Genomic DNA, 17916 nt, shown 5'->3' on the forward strand with positions numbered 1-17916 from the left:
GGAGAGCGCCGGGGGCGCTGCCCCCGGGCCCCCGAGGTGTTTGAGGCAAGATGAAAGAGCAGGGCGTTCAGATCCGGGTGCGGGGGCAGGTGCAGGGAGTGGGGTTTCGGCCCTTCATCTGGCAGCTCGCGCATGCGCGGGGCTTGCGCGGCCATGTGCTGAACGACCCCGAGGGGGTGCTGGTGCGGGTGGCGGGCGAGATCGGCGATCTGGCCGCGGCGATCCGGACCGAGGCGCCGCCGCTCGCGCGGGTCGATGCGGTCGAGGTCACGGCCTTCACCTTCGATGTGCCGCCCGAGGGCTTCGCGATTGTCGCCTCGCAAGGGGCGGGGGCCGAGACCCGGGTGACGCCCGATGCCGCGACCTGTCCGGCCTGTCTGGAGGAGATCCGCGGCGAGGGGCGGCGGCGCGGCTATGCCTTCACCAATTGCACCCATTGCGGGCCGCGCTTCACCATCCTGAAGGGGCTTCCCTATGACCGGGCGAAGACGACGATGGCGCCCTTCGTCATGTGCCCCGATTGTGGCGCCGAGTATCGCGACCCGGGCGACCGGCGATTCCACGCGCAGCCGATCGCCTGCCCGGTCTGCGGGCCGCGGCTGTGGTACGAGGCGGGCGGCGCCGAGGTTCAGGGCGATGCCATCGCCCTGGCCGCTGCGCGGCTGAAGGCCGGGGGCATCATTGCGGTGAAGGGTTTGGGCGGCTTTCACCTTGCCTGTGATGCGGCGAACGCCGGGGCGGTGACCAGCTTGCGCGCGCGCAAGCACCGGCCGGCGAAACCCTTCGCGCTGATGGCGCGGGAGGCGGATCTGGCGGCGATCGTCGAGGTGTCGGAGGCGGCGCGGGCGGCGCTGCGCGAGGCCGCGGCCCCGGTCGTTCTGATGCCCTCGCGCGGCACGCTGCCCGAGGCGGTGGCGCCCGGGATCGACAGTCTGGGCGTGATGCTGCCCTATACGCCGCTGCATCATCTGCTGATGGATGCCTTCGGCGGCGTTCTGGTGATGACCTCGGGCAATCTCTCGGGCGAGCCGCAGGTGATCGGCAATAGGGAGGCGCGCGAGAAGCTTGCAGGGTTCGCCGACGGCTTCCTGATGCATGACCGCGAGATCGCGCGGCGGCTCGATGACTCGGTGGTGCGCGCCGAGCCGCCGATGGTGCTGCGCCGCGCGCGGGGGCAGGTGCCGGGCACGCTGCCGCTGCCGCCCGGGTTCGAGGATGCGCCGCCGGTCGTCGCCTATGGCGGGCAGATGAAGGCCGCGATCTGTCTGGTGAAAAACGGGCAGGCGCTGCTCGGCCACCATCTGGGCGAGCTGGACGAGGCGCTGACCTGGGAGGCGTTCCAGCAGGCCGATGCCGATTATGCCGCGCTTTTCGATCATCACCCGGCGGTGGTCGCGACCGATCTGCACCCCGATTTCCGCGCGACGCGCCACGGCCAGGCACGGGCCGCGGCCGAGGGGCTGCGGCTCGTCGCGGTGCAGCATCACCACGCCCATCTCGCCGCCTGCCTGGGTGAGAACCTCTGGCCGCGCGATGGCGGCAAGGTGGCGGGGATCGTGCTCGACGGTCTGGGCCTTGGCCCCGATGGCACGGTCTGGGGCGGCGAGATCCTGCTCGGTGATTACCTGGGATACGAACGGCGGGTCTGGCTGATGCCTGCGCCGCTGATCGGTGGCGACCGCGCGCAGATCGAGCCCTGGCGCAACGCGCTGGTGCGGCTCGATGCCGCAGGGCTGTCGGACTGGGCCGATGCACTCTTCCCGTATGCCCCGCGCGATCTTGCCCGGCAGGCGGCGGCGAAGGGGATCAATGCGCCGATGTCCTCGAGTGCGGGACGGCTTTTCGATGCGGTTGCCGCGCTCCTCGGGATCTGTCCGATGCGGCAGAGTTACGAGGGCGAGGCGGCGATGCGGCTCGAAGCGCTGGCACGACGGGCCGTGCGGGCGGGAGCGCCGAAGCGCAGCTTCGGCGCTCCCGCCCCGCGGGGCGGCGCGCTCGATCCCGCAGCCCTGCTGCGGGAGCTGATGGCGGCGCAGCTGGGCGGCGCCGATCCGGGCGCCCTTGCGCTTGCCTTCCACCGCTGGGTCGCCGAGGCCTTCGCCGCCCCGGCCCGCGCGCTGGTCGAGGCCGGAGAGGCGCAGGCGGTGGCACTGTCGGGCGGGGTGTTCCAGAACGCGCTGCTGCACGATCTGACCTGCGCCGCGCTGGCCGGGCTACCCGTGCTCACTCACCAGCGGGTGCCGGCGAATGACGGCGGGCTGGCGCTCGGTCAGGCCCTAGTCGCTGCAGCGCAGTCGGAAAGCACCTGACCACTCGGGCCGCGAAAGCGGTCACGCACTTGCCGCCAGACTCGCTGGGAATTTTTCCAACCAATTGATTTCACGTTAAAAACGCGTGCACCGCCGGAGGGTGAAATCCCTTTGGCAGCCCCCGCCACCGCCCTGCATACCAAGGAATACACCGCGCGGGCCCCCGGTCTGGCGCGCCGAACGGGCCAGGGAGGGACCAGTGTCGACAATCGAAACCTTCTATGACGTGATGCGGCGGCAGGGGATCACCCGCCGCAGCTTCATGAAATATTGCTCGCTCACCGCCGCGGCCCTCGGCCTTGGCCCGGCTTACGTCCCGAAGATCGCCGAGGCGATGGAGACGAAGCCGCGCACGCCGGTGATCTGGGTGCATGGGCTCGAATGCACCTGCTGCTCGGAAAGCTTCATCCGCTCGGCCCACCCGCTGGCGAAGGATGTCGTGCTGTCGATGATCTCGCTCGATTATGACGACACGCTGATGGCGGCGGCGGGCACCGCGGCCGAGGCGGCACTTCAGGACACGATCGAGAAATACAAGGGCAACTACATCCTCGCGGTCGAGGGCAACCCGCCGCTGAACGAGGACGGCATGTTCTGCATCGTCGGCGGCAAGCCCTTCGTCGAGCAGCTGAAACACGCCGCCGAACACGCCAAGGCAATCATCAGCTGGGGCGCCTGCGCCTCCTATGGCTGCGTGCAGGCCGCAGCGCCGAACCCGACGCGCGCGACGCCCGTTCACAAGGTCATCACCGACAAGCCGATCATCAAGGTGCCCGGCTGCCCGCCGATCGCCGAGGTGATGACCGGCGTCATCACCTACATGCTGACCTTCGACCGGCTGCCCGAGCTTGACCGTCAGGGCCGCCCGGCGATGTTCTACAGCCAGCGCATCCACGACAAGTGCTATCGCCGCCCGCATTTCGACGCCGGCCAGTTCGTCGAGCACTGGGACGACGAATATGCGCGCAAGGGCTATTGCCTCTACAAGATGGGCTGCAAGGGGCCGACCACCTACAACGCCTGCTCGACGGTGCGCTGGAACGACGGCGTGTCCTTCCCGATCCAGTCTGGCCATGGCTGTATCGGCTGTTCGGAAGACGGGTTCTGGGATCAGGGCTCGTTCTATGACCGGCTGACCAACATCAAGCAATTCGGCATCGAGGCCAATGCCGACAAGGTCGGCGGCACCGCGGCCGCCGTCGTCGGCGGCGCCGTGGCGGTGCATGCCGCCGTCTCCGCGCTCAAGCGCGCGCAGAAGAAGAACGAGGAGGCGTAAGCCATGACCACCATGACCCCGAACGGCTTCACCCTCGACACGACCGGCAAGCGCATCGTCGTCGACCCGGTCACCCGCATCGAAGGCCATATGCGCTGCGAGGTGAACGTCGACGAGAACGGCATCATCCGCAACGCGGTCTCGACCGGCACGATGTGGCGCGGGCTCGAGGTCATCCTCAAGGGCCGCGACCCGCGCGACGCCTGGGCCTTCACCGAGCGGATCTGCGGCGTCTGCACCGGCACCCACGCGCTGACCTCGGTGCGCGCGGTCGAGGATGCGCTTGGCATCCGGATCCCGGACAACGCGAACTCGATCCGCAACATGATGCAGCTCGCGCTGCAGATCCACGACCACATCGTCCATTTCTATCACCTGCATGCGCTCGATTGGGTGAACCCGGTAAACGCGCTCCGCGCCGATCCGAAGGCCACCTCCGAGCTGCAGCAGGCGGTGAGCCCGAGCCACCCGCTCTCCTCCCCCGGCTACTTCCGCGACGTGCAGAATCGTCTGAAGAAGTTCGTCGAAAGCGGGCAGCTCGGGCTCTTCAAGAACGGCTACTGGGACAACCCCGCCTATCTGCTGCCGCCCGAGGCGGATCTGATGGCGACGACCCATTACCTCGAGGCGCTCGACCTGCAAAAGGAGATCGTCAAGGTCCACACCATCTTCGGCGGCAAGAACCCGCATCCGAACTGGCTGGTGGGTGGCGTGCCGTGCCCGATCAACATCGACGGCGTCGGCTCGGTCGGCGCGATCAACATGGAGCGGCTGAACCTCGTCTCCTCGATCATCGACAAGTCGGCTGAGTTCAACCGCAACGTCTACATCCCCGACGTGATCGCGATCGGCGGTTTCTATCGCAACTGGCTCTATGGCGGGGGCCTCTCCTCGCAGGCCTGCCTTGCCTATGGCGACATCCCGGAAAACCCCAACGATTTCAGCCCCGAACAGCTGCACCTGCCGCGCGGCGCGATCATAAACGGCAACCTGAGCGAGGTCCACGACGTCGATCCGCGCGACCCCGAGCAGGTGCAGGAATTCGTCGATCACTCCTGGTACACCTATGGCGAGCCGGGCAAGGGGCTGCACCCCTGGGACGGCGAGACCACCCCGCATTACGAGCTCGGCCCGAACGCCAAGGGCACCCGCACCAATATCGAGGAGCTCGACGAGTCGGCGAAATACTCCTGGATCAAGGCGCCGCGCTGGAAGGGCCACGCGATGGAGGTGGGGCCGCTCGCCCGCTATGTCGTGGGCTATGCCAAGGGCCACGAGGACATCAAGAACCAGGTCGACGGGCTTCTGCGCACCATGGACCTGCCGTTCAATGCCCTCTTCTCGACGCTCGGCCGCACCGCGGCGCGCGCGCTTGAAAGCGAATATTGCTCGCGCCTGCAGCGGCACTTCTTCGACAAGATGATCGCCAACATCCGGAACGGCGACCAGTCGACGGCGAATGTCGAGAAATGGGACCCCTCGACCTGGCCGAAGGAGGCCAAGGGCGTCGGCATGACCGAGGCGCCGCGCGGCGCGCTTGGCCACTGGATCAAGATCAAGGACGGCCGCATCGAGAATTACCAATGCGTGGTGCCGACCACCTGGAATGGCTCGCCGCGCGACAGTCAGGGCAACATCGGCGCCTTCGAGGCCTCGCTGATGGACACCAAGATGGAGCGTCCCGAGGAGCCGGTCGAGATCCTGCGCACGCTGCACAGCTTCGACCCGTGCCTGGCCTGCTCGACCCATGTGATGTCGCCCGACGGTCAGGAACTGACCCGGGTCAAGGTGCGCTGAGGGAGGAAGCGATGCAGATCAAGGCAAGAGCCAGGGGAGGGCCCGGCCATGAGTGACAAGATCTTTCATCCCGCCCGCGAGGCGCACGAGATCTTCGAGGCCTCGCGCCTGACCGGGGATGCGACGCTCGAGGATCTGGAATCGATCCGCCACAGCACCTCGGTCTATGTCTATCAGGCGCCGGTGCGGATCTGGCACTGGGTCAATGCGCTGGCGATCACCGTGCTGTGCGTCACCGGCTATCTGATCGGCCGGCCGCTGCCGACGATGCAGATCGCCGAGGCCTACGACCAGTTCGTGATGGGCTATGTCCGCTTTGCCCATTTCGCCGCGGCGATGATCCTGACGGTCGGTTTCTTCGGCCGCATCTACTGGGCCTTTGTCGGAAATTCCCACGCCCGGCAAATGTTTTACGTGCCGATCTTCAACCCGCGGTTCTGGCGCGAACTGCTGTGGGAGCTGCGCTGGTACATGTTCCTCGAGAAGCACCCGAAGAAATATGTGGGCCACAACCCGCTCGCGCATGTGGCGATGTTCTGCTTCATGACGCTCGGGCTCACCTTCATGATCGGCACCGGCTGGGCGCTTTATGCCGAGGGCGCGGGACAGGGCAGCCTGCCCGACACCGCGATGGGCTGGCTTCTGGGCCTCGTGCAGAACAGCCAGCGGCTGCACACGCTGCACCACCTCGGCATGTGGGCGATCGTGATCTTCATGATCATCCACATCTATGCCGCGATCCGCGAGGATATCATGTCGCGCCAGTCGATGGTCTCGACGATGATTTCCGGCCACCGCATGTTCAAGGACGACCGGATCGACTGAACCGGGATGGGTAACGAGTGATCCGGTCGGCCGGACGGACAGGCGCGGGAGATCCCCGCGCCTGTTTGCATTCAGGGCTGCCATGCGGAAAATGAATTGCCGGATTTCAATGTCAGGTGGTAAGATGCTTTCCGGAATTTCCCTCTCGCCAGGCGGGGTTTCGACCAGATTTTGATTTTATTTCAAGGCTGTGGCCCAGAATGCCGCGGTCTTGATTTTTTCGGCGGCGCAAAGCGGCGGAAAGATTACTTTCGGAATCAACTTGGGGCGAAAAGCCTCTTGCCAGCAGACGGTCAAGGGGAGGGACCTATGCCAGCTGAACGACCTGAACGGGTGCTTGTCCTCGGCATCGGTAACGTGCTCTGGGCGGACGAGGGCTTCGGCGTGCGCTGCGTCGAGGAGATGGCCGAGCGCTGCGCGCTGCCTGACCGGGTGCGGCTGCTCGACGGCGGCACGCAGGGGCTTTACCTGCTGCCCTTCCTCGAGGAGGCCGACGCGCTTCTCGTCTTCGACGCCATCGATTTCGGGCTTCCCCCCGGCACGCTGCGGGTGCTGCGCGACGCGGACGTGCCGGCCTTCATGGGCGCGAAGAAGATGTCCCTTCATCAGACCGGGTTCCAGGACGTGCTGGCGACGGCGCAATTCACCGGCGGCTGCCCGGCGCGGCTGACGCTGATCGGCTGCCAGCCGGTCGAGCTCGAGGATTACGGCGGCGGCCTGCGGCCGGCGGTGGCGGCGCAGATCGGCCCGGCGATCGCCGAGGCGGTGGCCGAACTGACCCGCTGGGGCGTGCCCGTGGGCGATGGCCGCACCGAGACCGGCGATCTCGCCGATGCCTCGATCCGGCGCGGCGCCTACGAGACCGGCCGCCCCTCGGCCGAGGCGGCGTGCCGCACCGGCGACGATCGATTCTTCCCCGCGACAGCCAAGGAGACTGCGTGATGTGTGTGGGCATTCCGGTGCAGCTGACGGCGGTCGAGGGCATCCGCGGCGAGGCCCTTGAGGACGGGCGGCCGGTCATCGTCGACCTCTCGCTCACCCCCGAGGCGGTGGTGGGGGACTGGGTCCTCTCCTTCCTCGGCGCCGCGCGGGCGGTGCTGCCTGCCGAGGAGGCGGGGCGGATTCTCGCCGCGCTCGGCGGGCTGCGGGCGCTGATGGCGGGCGAGGGGCTGGGCGATGCCTTCGCCGATCTCGAGGCGCGCGCGCCGCAATTGCCGCCCCATCTGCAGGCCGCGCTCGACGCCGGCAAGACCAGCGCCTGAGGAGGGCCCGATGCACGATCTCGTTCTTCCCGATGCCGCCCCCTCGGGCGTGATGCACCCGCTCGTGGCGCGGCTGATCGCCGAGCTGGGCTGGCCGCTGCTGGGCAACCGCTCGGATCTGGCCGAGTTCACCGCGCGGCCCGGCGCGCATTGCCTGCTGGTGCCGGGCGACGCGAAACGCAACCTCGAGACGCCCGATGCCGCCGTGGTGCTGCCCGAGCTGCGCATGGCCTTCCAGCACGCCTTCGACTGCGCCGTGGTCGGCGACGCGATCGAGGCGCAGCTGCGCGAGGAAACCCGCGCGCTCCGCACGCCGGCGTTTCTCTTCTACCGCGACGGCGTGTTCCTCGGCGCGATCGAGAAGATCCGCGACTGGGACGATTACATCGCCCGCACCACCCATATCCTGACCGCGAAAGGCTGAGCCGATGGTTTCCAACTTCCACCTGCCGCCCGTCGGGTTCGGTCCGGGCTCGCAGCCCGAAGAGGGCGAGGAGCTGCATTACATGCAGTTGCCCGACGGCATGCGCACCTATTCGACGCATCTGCCCGAGGTCGAGGATGCCACTGACCTCGGCCCGGCGCTCGCCCTTCTGGCCGAGATCGCCGATGCCGCCGAGGTCTGCGCCGCGGGCGGCATGGCAAGGTTCGACCTTGCCCCCCTCGACGCGCCGAACCGGGCGCTGATCGCCGAGACCATGGGGCAGGGCGAGGTCGCGATGAAGATCCGCGGCATCCCGGCGCTTGCGGTGCAGGAAAGCGTCTTCGCGGGGGTCTGGAGCGTGATCGGCGCCGGCATCGACCACATCGAGGTGGGGGCAGTGCCCGCCGCCGCGATCTCGCGCGCCTTCGAGCCCTTCCGCGCCGCGCGCGGCGCCCGCCATCCGCGCCCCGCGGGTGTGGTGAACGCCCCCGCGCTGATGGCCGAGCTCGAGGACCAGTCGGCGCGGTTCGCGGGCGGGCTGCCGCATGTCATCAACCTGACGCTGCTTCCGCACACCGAGGAAGACCTTCTCTGGCTTGACGCCGCGCTTGGCGAGGGCGCCGTCACCATCCTGTCGCGCGGCTATGGCAATTGCCGGATCACCGCGACCGGGCTCACGCATGTCTGGCGCGTGCAGTTCTTCAACTCGATGGACACGCTCATTCTCGACACTTTCGAGGTGACGGCGATGCCCGAGGTGGCGATGGCCGCGCGCGAGGATCTCGAGGACAGCGCCGAGCGCATCCGCGAGGTGCTGGAGGCGATCCGATGAGTGGCTTCGAGGGCTCGTATCTCGGCGCGAACGACCGCATTTCCGAGCGCGCGGTGATGGAGTGCAAGATCTGCTGGACCCCCTATGACCCGGCCGAGGGCGACGACAGCCGGCAGATCCTGCCCGGCACGCCCTTTGCCGCGCTGCCCGAGGACTGGCATTGCCCGACCTGCGACGCGCCGAAGGCGCAGTTCATGGTGCGCGAGGACCCGGGCGCGCCGGCGCTGCTCGAGGCGCAGCGGGTGGCGGCGCAGGCCGAGCGTCTGGCGGCCGATTTCCGCGAGATCTGGAATGCCAAGATGCGTGACGTGCCGCTGGTGAACAAGGCGCTCTCGGTCGAGGCGGTGGGCTTTGTCGCCCACGAGGGCCGCGCGCTTGGGGTGCTGGTCAGCCCGTGGTTCATGAACCTGATCCTGCTGCCCGCCGAGGGCGAGGACTGGTCGGCGCTGATCCCCGGCGCGAAGGAGGCGATCGACTTCCCCTCGGGGCGTTACGAGTTCATCCACAACGTGCGCGAGATGGGCGGCGGCTACAAGGCGTGCTCGCTGTTCTCGCCGATGGGCGATTTCCAGACCCAGATGCAGGCGCGCGACGTCGCCCGGGCGATCATGGTCGAGCTGTTCAAGACCGAGAACCGGGCCGAGACCGACCGCGCCGCCGAGATCCGCGCGGGGCGCGAGGCCGAGCTGGCGGCAGCCGAGGCGCCCGAGGCCGAGGACACGGCCGAGGCAGCGGCGCCGACCCGGCGGCGGCTGATCTCGGCGGGGCTTGCCGAGGACCCGGCGCCCGAGGGGGCCGCATGAGCACGGCGCTCGCCATCACCCTGCGCCCGGCGGGCGCGGCGCTTGCGGTGCAGATCGTGCCGCCCGCGCCGCTGCCGGTCGCGGCGCTGATGCGCGGGCGCCCGGCCGAGGAGGTGGCACAGCTGCTGCCGCGGCTCTTCAACCTGTGCGGCGCGGCGCAGGGGCTGGCGGCGCGGCTGGCGCTTGGCTTGCCGGCCGATGCCGCCGACACCCGGCGCGAGATCCTGCGCGACCATCTGGCGAAGCTGTGCCTGAGCGGGCCGCGGCTTCTGGGCCTTGACCCGCGGCCCTTGCCCGCGGGCTGGGCCGAGGGCGGCGCGGGGCTGAGCGTGGCGCTCTGGGGCGGCGACAAGCCCGCGGATCTGGCGGGCTGGCTCGCCTCGGGGCGCGGCATGGCGCCGCTTCTGGCCGAGATCGCCGCGCGCTTCGCGCCGGGCGAGGCGACCGCCGATCTGCCGCCGCTGACCGAGCCGATGGCGCTCACCGCGCAGGAGAACTCGCCCGCCGGCCGGGTCGCCGAAGACCCGCTGATGCGCGCGGCCGAGGCGGCCTTCGGGCGCGGGCCGCTGTGGCGCGCGCTTGGCCGGCTTGTCGATCTCGATGCCTTCTGCGCCGCGCCGCGCCCGGCGCGGGTGACCGAGGACGGCACCGCACTGGTCGCCGCGGCGCGCGGCACCTATGCCTTGCGGGCCGAGACCGAGGCGGGGCGGGTGACGGCGCTGTCCCGGGTCACGCCGACCGATCATCTGCTGGCCCCGGGCGGGGCGCTCGAACGCGCGCTCGCCACGCTGCCCGCGGCGAAGGCGGGGCTTGCGGCGCTGGTCGTCGATCTTCTCGACCCCTGCGTGGCGGTCGATCTGCAGGAGCTGAGCGATGCATGAGATGTCGATTGCCGAGGGCATCCGCGACGTGATCGAGGACTCGGCGCGCGCGAACGGGTTTTCGCGCGTCACCCGGGTGCGGCTGGAGATCGGCCGCTTTGCCGGCGTCGAGACCGAGGCGCTCGATTTCGCCTTCGACGTGGTGATGCGCGGTTCGGTCGCCGAGGGGGCGACGCTCGAGGTGATTGAACTTCCCGGCAAGGCGCTGTGCTATGACTGCGGGGCGGCGGTGGAGATCCGCCACCGTCTCGATCCCTGCCCGGACTGCGGCGGCGGCAAGCTGCTGGTGCAGGGCGGCGAGGAAATGCGGATCAAGGATTTGGAGGTGCTCTGATGTGCACGGTTTGCGGTTGCGGCGGACACAGCGTGGAGGACGCGTTCCGCGCCCATCTGGAAAAGACCGGGCAGGCGGGGGCACCGCTTGCGGCCAAGCCCGCGGCCCATCCCGCGCCGCTGCAAAGCGTGGCGATCCCGGCCCTTGGCGGGGCGCTGCATGACCACGGCCATGCGCATGCGGGCGGTGATATCCACCTTGGCCACGGCCCCGCCGGCACTGAGGTTCCTGGCATGAGCCAGGAGCGGCTGATCGAGATCGAGACCGACATCCTGTCGAAGAACGACGCCTTCGCCGCGCGCAACCGCGCCGCGATCACCGCCCGCCATGCCTTCGCGACGAACCTCGTCTCCTCGCCCGGCTCGGGCAAGACCACGCTTCTGTGCCGCACCATCGAGATGTTGGGCGAGGTGCCGCTCGCGGTGATCGAGGGCGACCAGCAGACCACGAACGACGCCGACCGCATCCGCGCCACCGGCGCCCCGGCGATCCAGGTGAACACCGGCAAGGGCTGTCACCTCGACGGCCGGATGGTCGAGGCGGCGCTTGCGCGTCTTGGCCTGCCCGAGGGCGCGTTTCTCTTCATCGAGAATGTCGGCAACCTCGTCTGCCCGGCGGCCTTTGACCTCGGCGAGGACGCCAAGGTTGCCATCCTCAGCGTCACCGAGGGCGAGGACAAGCCGCTGAAATACCCCGACATGTTCGCCGCGGCGGGGCTGGCGATCCTGAACAAGGTCGACCTTGCGCCCTATTGCGACGTCGATCTCGACCTCTACGAGGCGAATGTGAAGCGGGTGAACCCGGCGATCGAGGTGCTGCGCGTCTCGGCCCGCACCGGCGAGGGGATGCAGGCCTGGCTTGACTGGCTGCGCGCGGGCCTTGCGCGAAAGGGCGCGTGATGGCGGCCTCCACCCCGGCGATCCTGCTTGTCGATGACGAGCCGCACTCGGCCCTCGCCATGAAGATGGCGCTCGAGGACGAGTTCGAGATTCTCACCGCGCCCTCGGCCGAAGAGGCGATCGCGGTGCTCGAGGATCAGTGGGTGCAGGTGATCTTCTGCGACCAGCGCATGCCCGGCCGCTCGGGCGTCGAGTTCCTCACCGAGGTGCGCGAGCGCTGGCCCGAGACTGTGCGCATCGTCATCACCGGCTATACCGACAGCAACTCGATGGTGGCGGCGATCAACGAGGCCGGGGTGCATCAGTTCATCGCCAAGCCCTGGCATCCCGAACAGCTTCTGGCGGCGGCGCGCAACGCGGCGAAGATGTTCGCGCTGGCGCGTGAGAACGAGCGGCTGTCGCTCGAGATGCGCTTTTTGAACACCACGACCGAGACCCGGGTCGAGAAGCGCCGCCGCGCGCTGCGCGAGGGCATGGGGTTCGAGACCATCCTGCGCAGCCCGAATTCCGCGATGAACACGGCGGTGAAGCTGGCGCGGCAATATGCGACCTTCGATGTCCCGGTGCTGCTGACCGGCGAGCCGGGCACCGGCAAGGGGCAGATGGCGCGGGCGATGCACTATGGCTCGCTGCGCTCGGACAAGCCGTTCTATGAACTTTCGATCGCCGGCATGCCCGAGGAGCTCGCGATGATCGAGCTGTTCGGGGCGAAGCGCGGCGTGCTGCCGGGCGGCATGGCGCGGATCGGGCTGGCGCAGAAGGCCGACCGCGGCACGCTCTATCTTGCGGGGCTCGAGGCGGCGAGCCCGGCGCTGCAGCTCGCGCTGCTGCGGATGCTGGCCGAGGGCACGATCACCCCGGTCGGCGGGCAGGAAAGCGTCAGCACCAACCTGCGGCTGATCGCGGGGGCGGCCTGCGACCTGCGCAGCGCGGTCGCCGAGGGCCGCTTTCGCGCCGATCTTTACTATGCCATCGCGCTTGGCGAGATCGCGCTTTTGCCGCTGCGCGCGCGGCGCGGCGATGTCGCGATGCTCGCGCAGGCGATCCTGTCGGAGGCCGCCGGGGCGCATGGCAAGCCGATCCTCGGCTTCGAGGCGGCGGCGCTGGAGTTCCTGGAGAACTACGACTGGCCCGGCAATCTGCGCGAGCTGACGAACGAGATCACCCGGATGCTGATCTTCGCGCAGGAAAATGTGCTGGGCGCCGAGCTGATCTCGCGCCATATCCTGCAGGCGGCGCCCTCGGACGAGGGGGCGGACCGGGCCGCGGAAGAGGTGATGACCGCCGAGGGCTCGCTGAAGGACCGCATCGAGCTGATCGAGATGCGGATCCTGCGCGAGACCCTGACGCGGCAGCGCTGGAACAAGAGCCGGGCGGCGGCCGAGCTTGGGCTGTCGCGGGTCGGGTTGCGGGCGAAACTGGACCGTTACGGGATCACCGATCCCTCGGCGGCAAGCGAGGAGGAGGAGATCTGAGATGTGCCTTGGGATTCCGGGACAGATCGTGGCGATCACCGATGCGGGGCGGCTGATGGCGATGGCCGACGTGTCGGGGGTGCGGCGCGAGGTGAACGTGGCCTGCGTGGCCGAGGGGCCGCTCGAGGATCTGCTCGGCCGCTGGGCGCTCATTCATGTCGGCTTCGCGATGAGCCTGATCGACGAGGAGGAGGCGGCAAAGACCCTGGCCGCGCTCCACGATCTGGGCGAGGCGCAGGAGGCGCTTGCACAGATGGCCGAGGGTGACGCGGCGCTGGAGGGACGGGCATGAAATTCGCCTCCGAATTCCGCGACCCGAAGGCCGCGAAGGCGCTGCTGGCCGAGATTGCACAACTGGCCGACCGGATCGGCGCGACGCGCGAGAAGCCCGTCGCGATCATGGAGATCTGCGGCGGCCACACCCATTCGATCTTCCGCTACGGGCTCGACAAGCTGGTGCATGAGGGGGTCGAGTTCGTGCATGGCCCGGGCTGTCCGGTCTGTGTTCTGCCGCGCGCGCGCGTCGACGAGTGCATCGAGATCGCCGAGAAGCCCGGGGTGATCTTCACCACCTTCGGCGATGCGATGCGGGTGCCGGGCTCGAAACGCTCGCTGTTGCAGGCGAAGGCGGCGGGGGCCGATATCCGCATGGTCTATTCGCCGCTCGATGCGCTCGAACTTGCCCGCCGCAACCCCGAACGCGAGGTCGTCTTCTTCGGCCTTGGTTTCGAGACGACGACGCCCTCGACCGCGCTGGCGATCCAGCAGGCGGCACGCGAGGGGCTGGCGAATTTCTCGGTCTTCTGCAACCACATCACCGTGCCCGAGCCGATCAGGGCGCTGCTTGAAGACCCCGACATGCGGCTTGATGGGTTCATCGGGCCGGGTCACGTCAGCATGGTGATCGGCATCCACCCTTACGACTTCATCGCGCGCGACTATCACAAGCCGATTGTGGTCGCGGGGTTCGAGCCCACCGACCTGCTGCAATCGGTGATGATGGTGCTGCGCCAGATCGCCGAGGGGCGGGCCGAGGTCGAGAACCAATATGCCCGCGTCGTGCCCGAACATGGCAATGCCGTCAGCCTTGCCGCGATCGCCGATGTCTATGAGAAGCGGCCCTCCTTCGAGTGGCGGGGGCTGGGCGAGATCGACGCCTCGGGGCTGCGCATCCGGCCGGCCTACAGGGCCTTCGACGCCGAGGAGAAATTCGGTGTGGGTTATGCCGGCGTGCGCACCGAGCTTGCCGATCCCGAGGGCTGCGCCTGCGGGGCGGTGATGACCGGGCGGATGAAGCCGGTGCAGTGCCCGCAATTCGGCCGCGGCTGCACCCCCGAGATGCCCTTGGGCGCGCTGATGGTGTCGAGCGAGGGCGCCTGTGCGGCCTATTGGCAATATGGCGGGGCGCGGGCGGCGGCGGAATGAGTTCGGGGGCGTGACGCCCCCGACCCGCCGGGGGCGCTGCCCCCGGACCCCGAGGTATTTGGAGCAAGATGAAATGGCATTGCGGGATGAACGGGTGACGCTGGCCCATGGTGGTGGCGGCACGGCGATGCGCGATCTGATCGAGGAGGTCTTCACCGCCGTCTTCGAACCGCCCGGGATGGAGGATGCCGCGCAGCTGAGCGCCGCGGCGCTGGCCGAGCCCGGCGCGCGGCTTGCCTTCACCACCGACGGTTTCGTGGTGACGCCGCTCGAGTTTCCGGGCGGCGACATCGGCAAGCTCGCCGTCTGCGGCACGGTGAACGATCTTGCGGTCTGCGGCGCGCGGCCGCTGTGGCTGTCGGCCGCCTTCGTGATCGAGGAGGGGACCGAGATCGCGCTGTTGCGCCGGATCGTCGCCACCATGGCGCGCGAGGCCGAGGCCGCCGGCGTGCGGATCGTCACCGGCGACACCAAGGTCGTCGGGCGCGGCGCCTGTGACCGGGTCTTTGTCACCACCGCCGGGGTGGGCGTGGTGCCGCCCGGGCGCGAGATGGGCGCGGGCCGGGTGCGGCCGGGCGATGTCGCGCTGGTGAACGGGGTGCTCGGCGATCATGGCGCGACGATCCTGGCCGCGCGCGGCGATCTGGCCCTGTCGACGGCACTTGAAAGCGATTGCGCGGCGCTTGGCCATCTGATGGAGGCGGTGCTGGCGGCGGCGCCCGGGGCGCGGGCGGCGCGCGACCTGACCCGGGGCGGGCTTGCCTCGGCGCTGAACGAGATCGCGGCGGCGGCGGGCTGCGGCATCGAGATCTCGGAAGAGGCATTGCCGCTGCGCGCCGAGGTCTCGGGCATGTGCGAGATCCTCGGGCTCGATCCGCTCTACCTGGCGAACGAGGGGCGGCTGGTTGTCTTCGTGCCCGGGGACGAGGCCGAGGCGGCACTCGCCGCGATGCGGGCGCGGCCCGAGGGGCAGGGCGCCTGCATCATCGGCGCGGCGGTTGCGGCGCACCCGGGACAGGTGCGGATGCGCACGGCCTTCGGCGGGGCGCGGATCGTCGACATGCTGGTGGGCGAGCAGCTGCCGCGCATCTGCTGAGTGCGCGGCGCGAAAACTGGCTGCTGTGTCCCGGCGGAACTTGCCCGCGCGGTGCGTGCCGCCTTCTGGCCCGAGGGGCTGCCCACGGCGGCCCGCGAACAACCTGTGGTCGGAACGCGACGCGATCGTCATCACCCGTGGCCTGCGATCGAGGGTGGGGTGCGCAGGCCGCACGACCGGCTGCATGATTTCCTGCGGTGCGAGATGACCTGCGTGGTCGGCGGCGGCCATGAGCGCGTCGAGTTCGGACGGCGGTTTCGCGGTGACGGAGCCCCGCGGGACCGGCCCCGCGCCCGGGGACCTGTCCGATATCCGCCGCATCGGCGCGGGCGTCGGCCTGCTGTCGAACATGATGGTGCACCTGTCTTGTCGCTGGGCGGCTGGCTCACCGCGCGCACCCGCGACCCGTCGTTCCAGATCACCACGTGGTTTTGCGGCCGCCGCACGAAGAAGCGCTTCGCCGCGGCGAATTGCGCGGCATCGGCGCGGCCGCGGCCGATGAGACGCGGAGCAGGTCTTGCCCCTTCGAGAGCGCGTCGTGGATATGGGCCGGCGACGCCCTCCTGCTCGGAAAAAGAGCGAAGGGAGGATCCGGGCGATCTTGCGGGGTCGGGCGAAGCTTTCGAGCCGGTATTCGAGCCCCTCGCGCGGCCGGGGGCACGGAATGCGGCCGCCTGCCGCGCCCGCGGGGCAGCGCCGTGCCGGTCTCGGTGCGCAAGATGACGCCGCGGGCGAGGCAGGCGATCATCTCGGCCTCCTCCGGCGCGTCGCAAAGGTGATGGCCAGGTCGGCGCGGACGCGCCGCTTCCCCGGGCCGCAGCCCCGGCCCCAGCCAACCCGGCGTGGGCCGCGGGAGACAGATTGTGCCGCGCTGCGGCATCGGGCTTGACGTGGGCCCGCCGTGGCGCGAGCTTCGGGGCGGCACAGCAGGGGGCACAGATGGCATTCGTGATTTCCGAGGCGGAGCGCGTCGTTTACCCGGGACCGCCGCCGGCGCAGGCCGACGTGGTGGTGATCGGCGGCGGCATCGCCGGGGTGATGACGGCCTATTATCTCGCGCAGGCAGGGCAGCGCGTCGTGCTGTGCGAAAAGGGGCGCATCGCGGGCGAGCAGTCGAGCCGCAACTGGGGCTGGATCCGCGCCCAGGGCCGCGACCCGGCCGAGCTGCCGCTGATGCTCGAGGCGCTGGAGCTGTGGCAGGGATTCGCGGCGCAGCTCGGCCCCGAGCTTGGCTTTCGCCGCGCGGGTGTCGCCTATCTCTCGCATGACCCGAAATCGGCTGCGGGCTACGAGGCCTGGGTGCGGCTGGCGGCCGAGCACGGGCTTGAAAGCCGGCTGATGTCGCGCGCCGAGCTCGCGGCGCTCTCTGCAACCGCGGGCTGGGCCGCGGGGCTGATCACGCCGTCCGACGCGCGCGCCGAGCCCTGGGTGGCGGTGCCGCTGCTTGCCCGCCTCGCCGTCGCCGCGGGCGTCGAGATCGTCGAGAATTGCGCGGTGCGCGCGCTCGACCGTGCCGGCGGGCGGGTGATCGGCGTGGTGACGGAACTGGGCCGGATCACCGCGCCGCAGGTGCTTCTGGCCGGCGGCGCCTGGTCGTCGCTTCTGGCCGCGCGCGAGGGGGTGCGGCTGCCGCAGCTCGCCGTGCGCTCGACCGTCGCGCAGACCGAACCGCTGCCCGAGGTGGCGCAGGTCTCGGCCACCGACGAGATCTTCGCCTGGCGGCGCCGGGTTGACGGCGGCTACACCCTTGCCTCGGGCACCTGGCACGATTTCTACATCGGCCCCGATGCGTTCCGGAACCTCGCCCGCTATCTCCCGCAGCTTCGCCGCGACGGTGCGAAGACCCGGCTGCGCCCCTGGGCGCCCGGGCGCGGCTGGCCCGATGGCTGGACGACGCCCCGGCACTGGAGCGAGGAGGAGGAAAGCCCGTTCGAGCGGCTGCGCGTCCTCGACCCCGCGCCGAACCTGGCGCGGCTGAAGGAGGTGCAGGCGGGCTTTGCCCGGGCCTTCCCGGCGCTTGGCGTGCCGCGGCTGATCCGGTCCTGGGCCGGCATGATCGACGTGATGCCCGACACCGTGCCGGTGCTCGACGAAAGCCCGGTGCCCGGGCTCTTCATCGCCACGGGCCTGTCGGGGCATGGCTTCGGCATCGGCCCGGCGATCGGGCGGGTGATGGCGGCGCGGATGCTTGGCCGCGACACCGGCCACGACCTGCGCCGCTTCCGTTTTGCCCGCTTCTCGGACGGCACGAAGATGGATCTCGGCCCGACCTTCTGAC

General features: G+C 69.6%; 17 protein-coding genes. All 17 read left to right on the forward strand.

Features of this window, described 5'->3' with window-relative positions; genetic code table 11:
• Positions 1 to 50: 50 nt before the first annotated feature.
• The 17 genes from hypF to DYS74_RS09820 all read left to right on the forward strand — a co-directional run bounded on the left by hypF (position 51) and on the right by DYS74_RS09820 (position 17915).
• Positions 51 to 2309 carry a carbamoyltransferase HypF gene (gene hypF / locus DYS74_RS09740; protein WP_121533279.1) on the forward strand — a complete coding sequence of 753 codons (2259 nt, stop codon included), beginning with the start codon at positions 51 to 53 and terminating at the stop codon, positions 2307 to 2309.
• A gap of 199 nt (positions 2310 to 2508) precedes the next feature.
• The gene (locus tag DYS74_RS09745; protein ID WP_113901003.1) at positions 2509 to 3585 is read left to right on the forward strand and encodes a hydrogenase small subunit; all 1077 of its coding nucleotides are present in this window, start codon (positions 2509 to 2511) and stop codon (positions 3583 to 3585) included.
• A 3-nt stretch (positions 3586 to 3588) separates the two neighbouring features.
• Positions 3589 to 5382, forward strand: coding sequence for a nickel-dependent hydrogenase large subunit (locus DYS74_RS09750; RefSeq protein ID WP_121533281.1), 1794 nt, complete (start codon positions 3589 to 3591; stop codon positions 5380 to 5382).
• A 48-nt stretch (positions 5383 to 5430) separates the two neighbouring features.
• Positions 5431 to 6207, forward strand: a complete 777-nt coding sequence (cybH, locus tag DYS74_RS09755) for a Ni/Fe-hydrogenase, b-type cytochrome subunit (RefSeq protein WP_113901005.1) — start codon at positions 5431 to 5433, stop codon at positions 6205 to 6207.
• Between the two features lie 309 nt (positions 6208 to 6516).
• Positions 6517 to 7149, forward strand: a complete 633-nt coding sequence (locus tag DYS74_RS09760; RefSeq protein ID WP_121533283.1) for a HyaD/HybD family hydrogenase maturation endopeptidase — start codon at positions 6517 to 6519, stop codon at positions 7147 to 7149.
• Positions 7149 to 7469: a HypC/HybG/HupF family hydrogenase formation chaperone gene (locus DYS74_RS09765; protein WP_121533285.1), complete on the forward strand. Its 321-nt coding sequence runs from the start codon at positions 7149 to 7151 to the stop codon at positions 7467 to 7469. Before DYS74_RS09760 ends, DYS74_RS09765 begins: the two co-directional genes overlap by 1 nt.
• 10 nt (positions 7470 to 7479) lie before the next feature.
• Complete coding sequence (locus tag DYS74_RS09770) at positions 7480 to 7893, forward strand: hydrogenase accessory protein (protein WP_121533287.1); 414 nt, start codon at positions 7480 to 7482, stop codon at positions 7891 to 7893.
• Between the two features lie 4 nt (positions 7894 to 7897).
• Complete coding sequence (locus DYS74_RS09775; protein WP_121533289.1) at positions 7898 to 8725, forward strand: hydrogenase expression/formation protein; 828 nt, start codon at positions 7898 to 7900, stop codon at positions 8723 to 8725.
• On the forward strand, positions 8722 to 9528 hold the full coding sequence (gene hybE / locus DYS74_RS09780; RefSeq protein ID WP_121533291.1) for a [NiFe]-hydrogenase assembly chaperone HybE: 807 nt from the start codon (positions 8722 to 8724) through the stop codon (positions 9526 to 9528). Before DYS74_RS09775 ends, hybE begins: the two co-directional genes overlap by 4 nt.
• Positions 9525 to 10409 carry a hypothetical protein gene (locus DYS74_RS09785; protein ID WP_121533293.1) on the forward strand — a complete coding sequence of 295 codons (885 nt, stop codon included), beginning with the start codon at positions 9525 to 9527 and terminating at the stop codon, positions 10407 to 10409. Before hybE ends, DYS74_RS09785 begins: the two co-directional genes overlap by 4 nt.
• Positions 10402 to 10743 carry a hydrogenase maturation nickel metallochaperone HypA gene (gene hypA / locus DYS74_RS09790; RefSeq protein WP_121533295.1) on the forward strand — a complete coding sequence of 114 codons (342 nt, stop codon included), beginning with the start codon at positions 10402 to 10404 and terminating at the stop codon, positions 10741 to 10743. Before DYS74_RS09785 ends, hypA begins: the two co-directional genes overlap by 8 nt.
• Complete coding sequence (gene hypB / locus DYS74_RS09795) at positions 10743 to 11642, forward strand: hydrogenase nickel incorporation protein HypB (RefSeq protein ID WP_183077499.1); 900 nt, start codon at positions 10743 to 10745, stop codon at positions 11640 to 11642. The genes hypA and hypB overlap by 1 nt, the downstream gene beginning before the upstream one ends.
• Positions 11642 to 13117: a sigma-54-dependent transcriptional regulator gene (locus tag DYS74_RS09800; RefSeq protein WP_121533297.1), complete on the forward strand. Its 1476-nt coding sequence runs from the start codon at positions 11642 to 11644 to the stop codon at positions 13115 to 13117. Before hypB ends, DYS74_RS09800 begins: the two co-directional genes overlap by 1 nt.
• 1 nt (position 13118) lies before the next feature.
• The gene (hypC, locus tag DYS74_RS09805) at positions 13119 to 13409 is read left to right on the forward strand and encodes a HypC/HybG/HupF family hydrogenase formation chaperone (protein WP_121533299.1); all 291 of its coding nucleotides are present in this window, start codon (positions 13119 to 13121) and stop codon (positions 13407 to 13409) included.
• Positions 13406 to 14542 (forward strand): hydrogenase formation protein HypD, encoded by a 1137-nt coding sequence (gene hypD, locus DYS74_RS09810; protein WP_121533301.1) that lies wholly within the window; start codon positions 13406 to 13408, stop codon positions 14540 to 14542. Before hypC ends, hypD begins: the two co-directional genes overlap by 4 nt.
• A 73-nt stretch (positions 14543 to 14615) precedes the next feature.
• Positions 14616 to 15638, forward strand: a complete 1023-nt coding sequence (gene hypE, locus DYS74_RS09815) for a hydrogenase expression/formation protein HypE (RefSeq protein WP_121533303.1) — start codon at positions 14616 to 14618, stop codon at positions 15636 to 15638.
• Positions 15639 to 16577: 939 nt separating this feature from the next.
• Positions 16578 to 17915 (forward strand): NAD(P)/FAD-dependent oxidoreductase, encoded by a 1338-nt coding sequence (locus DYS74_RS09820; protein WP_121533305.1) that lies wholly within the window; start codon positions 16578 to 16580, stop codon positions 17913 to 17915.
• Position 17916: the final 1 nt, after the last annotated feature.

It is taken from the genome of Paenirhodobacter hankyongi, from assembly GCF_003664585.1.
In the GTDB taxonomy this organism is placed as follows: domain Bacteria; phylum Pseudomonadota; class Alphaproteobacteria; order Rhodobacterales; family Rhodobacteraceae; genus Rhodobacter; species Rhodobacter hankyongi.